Origin of the sequence: Shewanella salipaludis (assembly GCF_012911865.1) — a bacterium.
Classification (GTDB): domain Bacteria; phylum Pseudomonadota; class Gammaproteobacteria; order Enterobacterales; family Shewanellaceae; genus Shewanella; species Shewanella salipaludis.
Map to the genome: position 1 here is coordinate 41,341 of NZ_JAAXYH010000020.1, position 12,714 is coordinate 54,054.

The window sequence follows — 12,714 nt, forward strand, 5'->3', positions numbered from 1 at the left end:
ACTTAACCCTGCTCATCGGCGAGTGCCGCCAGCTGATCCGCCTGATGCTCTTGCATCAAGGGCTCGAGGATCACATTCAGATCCCCTTCCATCACCTCGTTCAGGCGATACAGGGTCAGGTTGATCCTGTGCTCGCTGACGCGGCCCTGGGGATAGTTATAGGTACGGATCCGCTCGGAACGATCGCCACTGCCCACCAGGTTGCGGCGGGTCGTTTCTTCGGCGCTGCGGCGCTTCTCGTCTTCGACCGCCTGGATACGGGCCGCCAACACGCTCATCGCCTGGGCACGGTTCTTATGCTGCGAGCGCTGATCCTGACATTCGACCACTATCCCTGAGGGGATATGGGTGATACGAATCGCCGAGTCCGTCTTGTTGACGTGCTGACCACCGGCACCGGAAGAACGGAAGGTGTCGACCTTGAGATCCGCCGGATTGATGGAGATGGCTTCCGCTTCTGGCACTTCATGCAACACGGCCACGGTACAGGCCGAGGTATGCACCCGGCCCTGGGATTCGGTTTCCGGCACCCGCTGAACCCTATGACCACCGGATTCGAACTTGAGTTTACCGTAAACCCCTTCGCCACTGACCTTGACTATGACTTCCTTGAAGCCGCCATGTTCACCTTCGTTGGCGCTCATGACTTCCAGCTGCCAACGGTTGGCCTCGGCATATCTGCTGTACATGCGGAACAGGTCGCCGGCGAAGATGGCCGCCTCGTCACCACCGGCACCGGCACGGATCTCGACGAAGGCATTGCTGTCGTCGTTGGGATCTTTCGGCAGGAGCAAGATCTGCAGCTGATCTTCGAGCTCTTCGAGCCTGAGTTTCGCCTGCTTCATCTCTTCCTGCGCCATCTCGCGCATCTCGGCGTCGTCTTCCTCGAGCATCTCTTTGGCGGCGTCGAGATCGGCCTGGGCCTGTTGGTATGCCTTGAAACCTGCGACTACGTCTTCCAGCTGGGCATATTCCCTGGACAGGCCCCGGAACTTGTCTTGATCTGCGATCACGCTGGCATCACTCAAGAGTGCCAGGACTTCTTCATTACGCTCGAGCAAGCCTTCAAGCTTGCGGATAACGGATTGCTTCATTTAACTCGCTAACCTTAGTCTTTATCTAATCCAAGTGCCGTTCTTAACTGGCCGATGGTATTCAGGTCGCCCCGGCGACTGGCCGTCGTCAGGGCCTGGGTCGGTGCATGGATCAAACGATTGGTCAGCCTGTTGGCCAATTCCTGCAATACTTGCTCGTTATCTCCCCCCTGAGCCAATTTGTTCAGGGCGCGCTCGACCAGCTCATTCTTTATCGCCATGCTCTGGCTGCGGTATTCGCGAATACTGTCGACCGACTCCAAGGAGCGCATCCATTCCATGAATTGATACGATTGTTCCTCGGTGATTAATTCGGCTTGCTCGGCGGCCTCCTTGCGGGAAGCCATGTTCTGTTCAATTATGCTATGCAGATCGTCCACAGTATAAAGGAAAGCGTCGTCCAACTCGCCGACTTCTGCTTCGATATCTCGGGGAACGGCAATATCGACCAACAACATAGGTTGATGACGACGCTGCTTTAGCGCTTTTTCTACCATGCCTTTGCCCAGGATAGGCAGCGGGCTGGCGGTAGAGGATATCACGATATCTGCCTTGGCGAGAAAATCCGGTATCTGCTCCAGCATGATGGCGGTCGCAGTAAACTCCTCACACATGGCCTGGGCACGCTCCAGGGTACGGTTGGCCACCACCATGCTCTGGACACCGTTATCTTTCAAATGCCTGGCCACCAGCTCTATGGTCTCGCCCGCGCCTATGAGCAACACCCTGGTGGCGGCGAGCGAGGAGAAGATGTGTTTGGCCATACTGACGGCGGCGAAGGCCACGGACACGGCAGCGGCGCCTATCTCAGTCTCGGTGCGCACCTTCTTGGCCACAGAGAAAGTATTCTGGAACAGCTTGTCTATGGTCAGTGCCACTGTACCGGCTTCCCTGGCCTTGACGAAAGCCTGCTTCACCTGCCCGAGGATCTGCGGCTCGCCCAGCACCAGGGAGTCCAGCCCTGAGGCGACCCGCATCAGATGATTGACCGCACTCTGGCCCCGATACTGGTAGATACAGGCGGCGACTTCCTCATGGGACAGCTCATGGTATTCCTCCAGCCACTCTATGATGTCTGCCTCGTTGGCGTTGTTGCAGTAAAGCTCGGTGCGGTTACAGGTAGAGACTATCACGGCTTCACCCGAGCGCGTCCGACTCGCCAGACTCTTCATGGCATCATGAATCTTGTCCGGTGAAAAGGCGACTTTCTCACGCAAATCGACTGTGGCGGTTTTGTGGTTTATACCTATGGCTACAAGGCTCATCTGACTCGTTTTAGGTTCTTGGCAGCTCTTTGAAGGAGACATTCTACTGAATTGGCACGCTTAAAAACAGAATGGGCTTAACAAAAGCCGCTAAAGACAGAATTATTGGCCCAATTACCGAGAATATTCCGCCCCTGGGGCAGGAATCACAAGGCTCAAGCGTAAATTTGCCCCCGGGCATTGGTATTCTCGGCCCCCGCTCGTATCATAAGCAGCAATCAGCGGCCATCATAGATAACTAATTTGCACTGCATCACAAGAATCGCCTTATCCCTGAGTTTACTCTGGCTGCTCGCGCTCGGCGGTTGCAGCACCCTGCCCCAGAGCCGGCTCGCCCCCGTGAATGTCAGCCAGGCCGAACAGGCCAGTGCCTGGGAGCTGCAGGGCAAGCTGGCGGTGAAGTCCCCCAGCGACAAGTTCAGCACCAATCTCTACTGGTTGCATACCCAGGAAGGGGACGACCTGCGGCTGACCACAATGCTAGGCACCACGGTGCTGACCCTGTGCAGCGACAAGCGAGGCGCCAGACTGGAAGTCGATGGCAAGGTCTTCGAAGACAGCCAGCCACAGCGCCTGCTCGAGCGGGTCAGTGGCTGGACTATTCCGCTGGCGAGCCTGCCCCTGTGGATCACGGGCCAGACGGGCATGAGCCCGGCCCAAGTCACCCTGGATGGCCAGGGCTACCCCAGCCTGCTGCTGAGCCAGGATCCCGAGGCCCCCTGGCGAGTGCAGTTTATCAGCTGGCAGCAACAGAGCGGCGCCACCATACCCAAACAACTCAGGCTGGACAGGGAGGGACTGCAACTCAAGATCCAGGTCAATCGCTGGCAAGCCCTGGGGCAGCCAGTGGCCAAATTACACCAATAAGGAATCGCCTGCATGACAGCACATCTCTCACTCGGCTGGCCGGCGCCGGCGAAACTGAACCTCTTCCTGCACGTCAATGGCCGCCGCGCCGACGGCTATCATGAGCTGCAGACCCTATTCCAGTTTATCGACTATTGCGACTATCTGGATTTCAAACTCATGGACGGCGCCGCCCTCAAGCTGCACTCCAATCTGGGCGGCGTTGTCGCGGATAACGATAACTTAATTCTGCGAGCCGCAAAATCCTTGCAACAGGCCACAGGCTACCCGGGTGGCGCCGAGATCTGGCTGGATAAACGCCTGCCCATGGGCGGTGGCCTGGGGGGCGGGTCGTCCGATGCGGCCACCACCCTGGTGGCCCTCAATGCCCTCTGGGACACGGGCCTGTCGAATGCCGAATTGGCCGAGATTGGGCTGAAACTCGGTGCCGATGTCCCTGTTTTTATTAATGGTTTGGCTGCATTTGCCGAAGGCGTCGGCGAGCGGCTCCAGCCTGTTTTCCCGCCCCAGTCCTGGTATCTGGTGCTGGTGCCGGATGTGCATGTTTCGACCCAGGCAGTGTTCCAGGACCCGGCCCTGCCCAGAGCCACCCCCAAGCTGGATATCGACACTTTAATGAACAGTTCATGGTCGAATGATTGCCAAAAGTTGGTCGCAGAAAAATACCCTCAAGTTGCCAAGGCATTGGCCTGGCTGGTAGAATATGCGCCGTCCAGAATGACCGGAACCGGCGCATGCGTGTTCGGGGAATTTGAGCAAGCGCAACAAGCCCACGCGGCCCTGGCGAAATTACCGCCTGACTTGCAAGGTTTTGTCGCACAAGGGATGAACAGCTCGCCGCTCCTGGCGCGACTGGCTCAGCTCTGATATTTCTTCTGCCATAGCAAGCTACAGGCACCCGGAATCCATTCCGCACTGCCGCTATGTCAGCCACAACAATATAAAGCAAACGCCTGAGGTTCTTACAGTGCCCGACATCAAGCTCTTTGCTGGGAACGCCACCCCCAGTCTCGCGAATAAGATAGCCGAACGACTCTTTTGTAAACTCGGAGACGCAGTGGTTGGCCGTTTCAGCGATGGTGAAATCAGTGTCCAGATCAACGAAAACGTGCGTGGTGCCGATGTGTTCATCATCCAATCCACCTGTGCACCGACAAATGACAACCTGATGGAACTCATAGTGATGGTTGACGCCCTGCGCCGAGCATCTGCAGGTCGTATTACCGCAGTGATCCCTTACTTCGGTTATGCCCGTCAGGACCGTCGTGTTCGCAGTGCCCGTGTGCCCATCACAGCCAAAGTCGTTGCCGACTTCCTGTCCAGTGTCGGTGTCGATCGGGTACTGACCTGTGACTTGCACGCAGAGCAAATCCAGGGCTTCTTCGACGTCCCCGTCGATAACGTCTTCGGCAGCCCTGTGTTGCTGGAAGACATGTTGGCCAAGAAGCTGGAAAACCCGGTAGTAGTGTCACCGGACATAGGTGGCGTGGTACGCGCCCGTGCCGTAGCCAAGCTGCTGGACGACTCGGATCTGGCCATCATAGACAAGCGTCGCCCACAGGCGAACGTGGCTCAGGTGATGCACATCATAGGTGACGTTCAGGGTCGCGACTGCATCATAGTCGATGACATGATAGACACAGGCGGCACCCTGTGTAAGGCCGCCGAAGCGCTGAAAGAGCACGGTGCCAACCGCGTCTTCGCCTACGCGACCCACCCGGTATTTTCCGGCAAGGCCGCGCAAAACATCGCCGAGTCTGTCATAGACGAAGTGATAGTGACCGACACTGTGCCCTTGAGCGCAGAGATGCTGAAAGTGAGCAAGGTCACCCAGCTGACCATGTCCGCAGTGCTGGCCGAAGCCATACGCCGCGTCAGCAACGAAGAATCCATCTCGGCCATGTTCCGCCATTAATTAACAGTTCCGCCACTGCCAGTCAGTGGCTGCTTACAGATTAGTAGCGGTATCCGAGAACAAGAACGCACTCCCAGGGAGTGCGTTTTTTTATGCCTGGATCTTCCATGGGCCAGAGAGCGCCGGCGGCCGGAGAAAGAGAGGTCCGGCGCAAGCTGCTTTGCACATTACCGGCGGGCCTTGTTAGGCCGCGCCCTTGGCCTATTGGCAAGCACCTGCCTGCCGCGCACCTTAGGTTGCTTGGCTCACTGTGTATCCATCTCCGGCACGGACACCTTCGTAGCTATTGACAGGGGAATCTTCCAAGCGGTGACAATCACCGCTTTGTCATGTTTTAGTTGCCTCGATCTCATTGCCTGCAAGGGTACACAAGACCAGACAACTATCCTTGGAGTCAGAACTAAAAACGAGTTTTCCACCTGAATTCCAGATTGAATTTTTACCACAGGTCGTCCAACCTCCCGTCACCGATATGTGGTTACTTAACAGTACGGGGAAGCCATGTTCAGATGCAATTTCGGATAACATTTTTGCATCAGGCACAAAACCGTTATCAGATATTAACGCGCTTACAACGTAGATATCGGCACCTAACTCTCGAGCCTGTCGGGAATGCGCTGATTCTGTGAAGTCAGCGCAAATAGCCAACGCTATTTGATGTCCTTTTACCTTGAAAAAGTAGTCGGTCGACCCGAATGAGCAATATGTCTCCTCACCTGCATGTAAGTATTGCTTCGAATAAAACTGGACAGTGCCATCAGGAAAGCAAATTACGGCTCCTATTGTTGGTTTTGAGGATTTGAAAGACTTTAACGGACACCCGGCTATAACTATGATGTCATTGTCGATTGAGGCTTGAGATAGTTCTTTGAAGTACGATGGCTCAGGGGAGACAGCTAGCTTAGCCGCTAAATCGAGCTCATAGCCCGTCAGTGATAGCTCAGGAAAAACAACAACATCTGCATTATAACGAGACGATTGCTCGATCATTTTAAGATGATGTTCAAGGTTCACACGCAAGTCGCCTTTCACGACGGGTATTTGAGCCAAGCTTATAGTTACATCGGTTTTCAAGTGTCCTCCTTAAAACATAGCCACGAGCAATGCTGCCCATGGCGCAATTAGCGTTGCCTTGACGGTACTCGCGATATTCATAGATTCAGATCACGTTTGGTTAAGGGGCGTCCGGGTAAGCGGAGCGAACGACTTGAACCAGTTGTTATACGGCACTCTTCAAATTCTCCACTTCCTCAGCGCCCAGTATTTTTGGGGTTACCCGAGGCAAGCCTGAGGAATTAAAAAGGGGGGATTTTTTGTATCGTCCGTTGACGCGATTCGCGACAAGAATCCATATGAAGCGAACTATAACCCCCAGAAGCCCGCGTTGTTTTGGTTTCCTGTGGCCTAAGGCGGTGTCAGTGTTTAAAATTGCAACTTTGGCTCCAAAGTCTTTATCCATTTTCTGACGGTCAAGGCAGCTGTGAATGAGGCCGATGAATGATGCTGTTCGGTTGGCCATAGTATTGCCGATAGGCGTTCCGCAGCATGTTGCATACCAGCGGATCATACCTTTCTCGCTGAGGCGTACTGCCGATAGGAGATCTTCCCCTTGGTAGAAAAACAGGCGTTGCTGAGCCACCTGGACGATCTCAGTTCCGCCTTGTTCATCCAGCACATAAGGAGCTTTACCAAGGAAATGTGCGAACGCTCGACAATCCGTGCAATAGCAGATGAGACGATTGTTGGTTCCAATGCTGTCGAGTTTGCCTTTAACGGCACCGCATTGACATTGAATTGGATGCATAGATATCACCATTCCTTGGCCGGACTACGATCGGCGCTGTACTGTATGACGCCCGGCTTTGGGGCGGGCTTGCAGCCGCGAAGCGGCGAAAAGGCCGTCCCAGCCCCTAAGGGCGACAACAGCCACTTGTTAGCTTTCACACAACCTCTTGACTAACCTTTCTAGCAACTATGAATACCGATTCATGGCTAGTTTGCCATTCCCGTTCAATAGTAAAACCTGAATTCGTTAATTTGGAAATAAGCTGACTCTTTGTAAATCGACTGACATAAGGAGCCAAACCAAGAAACTGCATTCCAGAGATCAACCATCGAAAAGCCAAATTGATTTCTGCTATTAGTGATGTACTTGAAACAAATACACCATCATTTTTCAAAAGTCGATAAACTTTAGCAATGGCACCATCTACGTCGTCCAAAAGATGTAACACATTTAGTCCCAAAACAGCGTCAAAACTTTCATTTTGGAGCTTTAGGCTGTCTAGTGTGCCCTGCTGAAAATCAATGTTCTTTACCCCAGCTTCGAGCGCTTTCCTCTGAGCCGCCGCTATCATTTTGTCGGATATATCGGTAGCAACAAGATATTCAACATAAGGCGCATGGTAAATTGCGGTGGCACCGCTGCCGCAGCCGAACTCCAGCACCTTCGAATCCAACCTCAGGAACTCTTGGGTAATTGCCAGCTTTTGTTGATATGTGGCTTCATCTTTAATGGGGCTTTTAATATACTTTTCTGCAGATTTGTCCCAAAATTTCTTTGAGTCTTTCATTGATCAATATTCCAGTTTTGCCCCAAAAGCTAACAGCTGTATAGTGCGCATGGGTGTTAACGAGATCCCATTAGCTACCTTGGTGATGTTAGAACATTTTGAACTAATTGAATAATCTTTGTATGTTACCGCCCTTAGGACACGGCGATTAACCACATGGTAGAAGGGCGTACTGTCGGCATCAAGCAACTGGCGACGGGCCGTGGTCATGGTCATGGTCATGGCAAGCCTCGACAGGCAAAAGGGAATACCTCACAGCCTAGTCAGACAGCGCAAAAAGGTTTGGATGTCCTTACTATTTTTGACAGGGCGATGCCGCCTTTGTTTGTTAAGTGCAGAGCTATTTGCACGCCAGACACTCTGCACTATTGATTGTTGAATACTCGGCGTACCAATAATGCGGATCATTTATTTTCTGATACTCCAAAGTCTCACATGTATAGGATTTGTGAAAGTGACGTTTTAGGATTACCAGATTTTTGCATTTTGGCGGCCAAGCGGAAGCCTCTGCAACTTCGTTACCACGAGCTAACTCTGCATTTAGGATTTCGTTTAACTCTTTCGACTCGAACAATGCTTGGTTCTCCTTGGTCGCTTAACGCCGCCAGCACGCGCGTCTTTGTAGTGAAGGCGAAGCCGAAACGGAAAAGCCGTCGCCGTACCTGGCCTTGTTATGCATTTTTTAGTAACTAACGCATACCCCGAAAAATACTTCGTCATTTCTCAAGAAGACAAACGATTTTTGATGGCTTTTTTCGTATTCGTTAATAGTTAAAGAATATATATTGGAACCGGCTCCAACCCCTTGCTCCTTTCTCATTGTAGCGACTACTTTATAAGAGTTCTCAGCTGATCCATGATCAATTACTTGAGGTTCGGTGAGGTGAGAGTTTTTCAAAGCTCCAGCCATGAGACCGCTATTCCTTTCCACTGTAAAAACTTTACCAAGGTAAAGTTTTTTGTATGCCTCATAAACGTCACCTTCATCACCAGAAGCAACACTATAACGATCTATTGTACATTTATAATCAGATCCAGCCGCATAAGCCTGTGAACCCAAAATAGCTAATATACCTATCAAAATTTTCGCTTTAAAATTATTCACAGTGTTTCCAATCTCGATATGCCTAGACATAATGATTCCCTGTGCAGATGTCGGCCTCCGTGTTTTCTCGTGGGTTAGCAAAACCAGAGCCACACTGTTTGTTGAACATCAAACATTCACAGGAGGCCGACATGTCTAAAGCTAACACACTTTTTATCGGTTTGGACGTGCACAAGGAGACCACAGATGTGGCCTTGGTTTCTGATAGATTAACTGACGCGGTGCAATACTATGGCACCTTGCCAACCAACCTGCGCTCTTTCGATAAACTCATTAAAAATCAATCTTCCAAAGCCAGCAAGCTGTGTGTCGTTTACGAGGCCGGTCCTTGTGGCTTCTGGCTCTATCGTCACTTGCTTCGCCGTGGCATTGACTGTTGGGTGATCGCACCGGCACTCATCCCCAAAGCACCTGGCGACAGGGTGAAAACCGATAAGCGCGATTCCATGACTTTGGCCAGGTTGGCACGCAGTGGTGATCTCAAGCCTATCTATGTCCCGGACGAACGGGACGAGGCCATTCGCGATCTTATCCGCTGTCGGGAAGACGCCATGCTCGATTTGCGTCAGGCACGGCAGCGGCTGAAATCCTTCCTGCTGCGCCATGGTCACCCTTGCAGTGGCCGACAAAACTGGACCGAGGCATATCGGCGCCATCTGGCCGACATTAGCTTCCAGGAAAGTGCCACCAAGCTCACCTTCCAGCATTATGTCAACATAGTCACCGAGCGTCACGAACGTCTGCAACGGCTGGAACTGGAGCTGCAAAGCCTGGCAGAAAGTTGGCGTTGGTATCCGCTGGTGCAGCGCCTTACCGTGCTGCGGGGGATCCGTTTCTTGTCGGCCATGACCATTATGGCCGAGCTGGGCGACTTGCGACGCTTTGACTCACCGCGTTCCTTGATGAACTTTGTTGGCCTGACACCCAGTGAGCGCTCAAGCGGGCAACGGGAACGACGCGGCGGGATCACCAAATGCGGCAATGGCCATGTACGGCGCATTTTAATAGAGTCTGCCTGGGCCTATCGTTTTCCAGCCAAAGTCTCTCGGGAGCTGGAGAGTCGGCAACAAGGGCACTCAATCCGGCTGCAAACACGTGCCTGGGAGGTACAGCAGCGATTGTGCCGTCGTTTCCATGCCCTGAAAGCACGAGGCAAAGAATACAACAAGGTTGTCACCGCGGTGGCCCGGGAACTGACAGGCTACCTTTGGGACATTGCCCGGGGATTTGAGGTAGATATGCCGATAACGGCTTATTAATCTAGCGTTTAGAGTTACGAATACACTCTGACAGTAAAGGCGGCGGCAGCGGTGAGAGCAACCCTCGAGGGCGTTAAGCGGTCACATCCGCGCTCCTAGACTGAGGCCAGGCTCCAACGGCGCAAACAAGTAATGCGGTTAAAATCCGCGGATATCAGCAAGGTCAACCGCCGACACTTACTGGCCAAAGCCCACTGTCAGAGTGTCCTTACCGGAAATTTTTTGGGTTTCCGGTAAGGACACTATTTGCCTATTTGACAAAGGGAATCATATCAACGCCCCGGTTCAGAGACGGTCAGCGTAGCGGGCCGTCCGCTGCAACCTTTTGTTAGACGGCGCATCAACCTCATGCGCGCTGCAGGCGGTACCAGTGCTCATCCGGGCGCAGCACCCATTCCAATGGTGGTGGAAGTTTGAAGAAGGACGGCTCCACGTCAGTGATCCGCCAACCTGCAAAGGCAGCCTCGATTTCTTCGCGGCTTACACCCCGGATCAAGGGGCGAATACGCCTCGGCCAGCACAGCAAAATAACTGTGGCGTCCTTGGCGGCCAGCGCGTCAATGCTGCGGGCCATTCCTTTCTGCTGCTCGGTGTCGAAGTCATGGAAGGTGCCGGTGTCCAAGATTAGTCGGAACCCGGGACCCACTTCAGCTTCTGAAAGGCGGGTAACGTCCCCCTTCACCAGTTTCATTTCCACGCCAGCAGCCTGAACCCGCTCGCGCCCCCGATCCAGGGCCTTGTCTACGAGGTCCACGCCAGTGACTTCCCAGCCCCGTTTAGCCAGCTCGATGCCCCAGATGGCGCTCCCCGTGCCTACGTCCAAGGCACGCCCGTAGGGTGGTGCACGCCCCTCCTCCTCACGTTCGAGGAGCGATGCCAAAGACTGGGAAAATTCTTGGTCCGTATCCTCCCAAGGGTGGAAACCAATGGCGTATGAAAATTTCCAGTTCATAGCTTTCTCCTTTGCCGTCTAGACATAATGATTCCCTGTGCAGATGTCGGCCTCCGTGTTTTCTCGTGGGTTAGCAAAACCAGAGCCACACTGTTTGTTGAACATCAAACATTCACAGGAGGCCGACATGTCTAAAGCTAACACACTTTTTATCGGTTTGGACGTGCACAAGGAGACCACAGATGTGGCCTTGGTTTCTGATAGATTAACTGACGCGGTGCAATACTATGGCACCTTGCCAACCAACCTGCGCTCTTTCGATAAACTCATTAAAAATCAATCTTCCAAAGCCAGCAAGCTGTGTGTCGTTTACGAGGCCGGTCCTTGTGGCTTCTGGCTCTATCGTCACTTGCTTCGCCGTGGCATTGACTGTTGGGTGATCGCACCGGCACTCATCCCCAAAGCACCTGGCGACAGGGTGAAAACCGATAAGCGCGATTCCATGACTTTGGCCAGGTTGGCACGCAGTGGTGATCTCAAGCCTATCTATGTCCCGGACGAACGGGACGAGGCCATTCGCGATCTTATCCGCTGTCGGGAAGACGCCATGCTCGATTTGCGTCAGGCACGGCAGCGGCTGAAATCCTTCCTGCTGCGCCATGGTCACCCTTGCAGTGGCCGACAAAACTGGACCGAGGCATATCGGCGCCATCTGGCCGACATTAGCTTCCAGGAAAGTGCCACCAAGCTCACCTTCCAGCATTATGTCAACATAGTCACCGAGCGTCACGAACGTCTGCAACGGCTGGAACTGGAGCTGCAAAGCCTGGCAGAAAGTTGGCGTTGGTATCCGCTGGTGCAGCGCCTTACCGTGCTGCGGGGGATCCGTTTCTTGTCGGCCATGACCATTATGGCCGAGCTGGGCGACTTGCGACGCTTTGACTCACCGCGTTCCTTGATGAACTTTGTTGGCCTGACACCCAGTGAGCGCTCAAGCGGGCAACGGGAACGACGCGGCGGGATCACCAAATGCGGCAATGGCCATGTACGGCGCATTTTAATAGAGTCTGCCTGGGCCTATCGTTTTCCAGCCAAAGTCTCTCGGGAGCTGGAGAGTCGGCAACAAGGGCACTCAATCCGGCTGCAAACACGTGCCTGGGAGGTACAGCAGCGATTGTGCCGTCGTTTCCATGCCCTGAAAGCACGAGGCAAAGAATACAACAAGGTTGTCACCGCGGTGGCCCGGGAACTGACAGGCTACCTTTGGGACATTGCCCGGGGATTTGAGGTAGATATGCCGATAACGGCTTATTAATCTAGCGTTTAGAGTTACGAATACACTCTGACAGTAAAGGCGGCGGCAGCGGTGAGAGCAACCCTCGAGGGCGTTAAGCGGTCACATCCGCGCTCCTAGACTGAGGCCAGGCTCCAACGGCGCAAACAAGTAATGCGGTTAAAATCCGCGGATATCAGCAAGGTCAACCGCCGACACTTACTGGCCATGACCTTTCCCCCAGATTTAACACCATGACGAATGTGAGATTTCCGATTACGCTAGTAACCAGGAGATCTGACAATGAAGAAGAAACGTTTTACGGAAGAGCAAATCATCGGTGCCCTCAAGGAGCATGAATCCGGCTGCAAGGTCGAAGACATTTGCCGGCGTTACGGCATTGCCCAAGGCACCTTTTATCGCTGGAAATCCAAGTACGGTGGCATGGAGGTTAGCGACGCCAAGCGCCTG

The 12,714-nt window shown here is 53.4% G+C and carries 13 protein-coding genes; 6 read left to right on the forward strand and 7 right to left on the reverse strand.

The genetic code is table 11. The features are described 5' to 3' along the window. Nucleotides 1-2: 2 nt before the first annotated feature. Complete coding sequence (gene prfA / locus HC757_RS17790) at nt 3-1,094, reverse strand: peptide chain release factor 1 (RefSeq protein ID WP_169565776.1); 1,092 nt, start codon at nt 1,092-1,094, stop codon at nt 3-5. Between the two features lie 14 nt (nt 1,095-1,108). After that, nucleotides 1,109-2,359 carry a glutamyl-tRNA reductase gene (gene hemA, locus HC757_RS17795; RefSeq protein WP_169565777.1) on the reverse strand — a complete coding sequence of 417 codons (1,251 nt, stop codon included), beginning with the start codon at nt 2,357-2,359 and terminating at the stop codon, nt 1,109-1,111. A gap of 234 nt (nt 2,360-2,593) precedes the next feature. On the opposite strand from hemA, the gene lolB reads away from it, so the two are divergent. The 3 genes from lolB to HC757_RS17810 all read left to right on the forward strand — a co-directional run bounded on the left by lolB (nt 2,594) and on the right by HC757_RS17810 (nt 5,141). Continuing rightward, on the forward strand, nt 2,594-3,226 hold the full coding sequence (gene lolB, locus HC757_RS17800; protein WP_169565802.1) for a lipoprotein insertase outer membrane protein LolB: 633 nt from the start codon (nt 2,594-2,596) through the stop codon (nt 3,224-3,226). 12 nt (nt 3,227-3,238) lie between these two features. Further along, nucleotides 3,239-4,093 (forward strand): 4-(cytidine 5'-diphospho)-2-C-methyl-D-erythritol kinase, encoded by an 855-nt coding sequence (ispE, locus tag HC757_RS17805; protein WP_169565779.1) that lies wholly within the window; start codon nt 3,239-3,241, stop codon nt 4,091-4,093. Between the two features lie 100 nt (nt 4,094-4,193). After that, the gene (locus tag HC757_RS17810) at nt 4,194-5,141 is read left to right on the forward strand and encodes a ribose-phosphate diphosphokinase (RefSeq protein WP_169565781.1); all 948 of its coding nucleotides are present in this window, start codon (nt 4,194-4,196) and stop codon (nt 5,139-5,141) included. A 327-nt stretch (nt 5,142-5,468) separates the two neighbouring features. Here HC757_RS17810 and HC757_RS17815 read toward each other — a convergent pair whose 3' ends face one another. The 4 genes from HC757_RS17815 to HC757_RS17835 all read right to left on the reverse strand — a co-directional run bounded on the left by HC757_RS17815 (nt 5,469) and on the right by HC757_RS17835 (nt 8,819). Next, a complete protein-coding gene (locus tag HC757_RS17815) occupies nt 5,469-6,215 on the reverse strand; it encodes a carbon-nitrogen hydrolase family protein (protein ID WP_169565783.1) in 747 nt (248 codons plus the stop codon). Between the two features lie 145 nt (nt 6,216-6,360). Next, on the reverse strand, nt 6,361-6,945 hold the full coding sequence (locus tag HC757_RS17820; RefSeq protein WP_244623592.1) for a DUF6151 family protein: 585 nt from the start codon (nt 6,943-6,945) through the stop codon (nt 6,361-6,363). A gap of 136 nt (nt 6,946-7,081) precedes the next feature. Next, nucleotides 7,082-7,714 (reverse strand): class I SAM-dependent methyltransferase, encoded by a 633-nt coding sequence (locus tag HC757_RS17825; RefSeq protein ID WP_169565787.1) that lies wholly within the window; start codon nt 7,712-7,714, stop codon nt 7,082-7,084. Between the two features lie 682 nt (nt 7,715-8,396). Then, on the reverse strand, nt 8,397-8,819 hold the full coding sequence (locus HC757_RS17835; RefSeq protein ID WP_169565789.1) for a hypothetical protein: 423 nt from the start codon (nt 8,817-8,819) through the stop codon (nt 8,397-8,399). Between the two features lie 131 nt (nt 8,820-8,950). On the opposite strand from HC757_RS17835, the gene HC757_RS17840 reads away from it, so the two are divergent. Then, on the forward strand, nt 8,951-10,078 hold the full coding sequence (locus tag HC757_RS17840; RefSeq protein ID WP_169565791.1) for an IS110 family RNA-guided transposase: 1,128 nt from the start codon (nt 8,951-8,953) through the stop codon (nt 10,076-10,078). A 346-nt stretch (nt 10,079-10,424) separates the two neighbouring features. Here HC757_RS17840 and HC757_RS17845 read toward each other — a convergent pair whose 3' ends face one another. Further along, complete coding sequence (locus HC757_RS17845; RefSeq protein ID WP_169565793.1) at nt 10,425-11,030, reverse strand: class I SAM-dependent methyltransferase; 606 nt, start codon at nt 11,028-11,030, stop codon at nt 10,425-10,427. Between the two features lie 127 nt (nt 11,031-11,157). Here HC757_RS17845 and HC757_RS17850 point away from each other — a divergent pair, with 127 nt between their 5' ends. Together HC757_RS17850 and HC757_RS17855 are read left to right on the forward strand one after the other, a co-directional pair. Next, the gene (locus HC757_RS17850) at nt 11,158-12,285 is read left to right on the forward strand and encodes an IS110 family RNA-guided transposase (protein WP_169565791.1); all 1,128 of its coding nucleotides are present in this window, start codon (nt 11,158-11,160) and stop codon (nt 12,283-12,285) included. A 261-nt stretch (nt 12,286-12,546) separates the two neighbouring features. Further along, nucleotides 12,547-12,714: transposase (locus HC757_RS17855; protein ID WP_169565795.1), on the forward strand; the 168-nt coding region annotated here is incomplete at its 3' end.

What these genes read in the sequence shown, in the direction of transcription:
- prfA (WP_169565776.1), bottom strand. Translation starts at nt 1,094, where the DNA reads ATGAAGCAATCCGTTATCCGCAAGCTTGAAGGCTTGCTCGAGCGTAAT.
- hemA (WP_169565777.1), bottom strand. Translation starts at nt 2,359, where the DNA reads ATGAGCCTTGTAGCCATAGGTATAAACCACAAAACCGCCACAGTCGAT.
- ispE (WP_169565779.1), top strand. Translation starts at nt 3,239, where the DNA reads ATGACAGCACATCTCTCACTCGGCTGGCCGGCGCCGGCGAAACTGAAC.
- HC757_RS17820 (WP_244623592.1), bottom strand. Translation starts at nt 6,945, where the DNA reads ATGCATCCAATTCAATGTCAATGCGGTGCCGTTAAAGGCAAACTCGAC.
- HC757_RS17825 (WP_169565787.1), bottom strand. Translation starts at nt 7,714, where the DNA reads ATGAAAGACTCAAAGAAATTTTGGGACAAATCTGCAGAAAAGTATATT.
- HC757_RS17840 (WP_169565791.1), top strand. Translation starts at nt 8,951, where the DNA reads ATGTCTAAAGCTAACACACTTTTTATCGGTTTGGACGTGCACAAGGAG.
- HC757_RS17845 (WP_169565793.1), bottom strand. Translation starts at nt 11,030, where the DNA reads ATGAACTGGAAATTTTCATACGCCATTGGTTTCCACCCTTGGGAGGAT.
- HC757_RS17850 (WP_169565791.1), top strand. Translation starts at nt 11,158, where the DNA reads ATGTCTAAAGCTAACACACTTTTTATCGGTTTGGACGTGCACAAGGAG.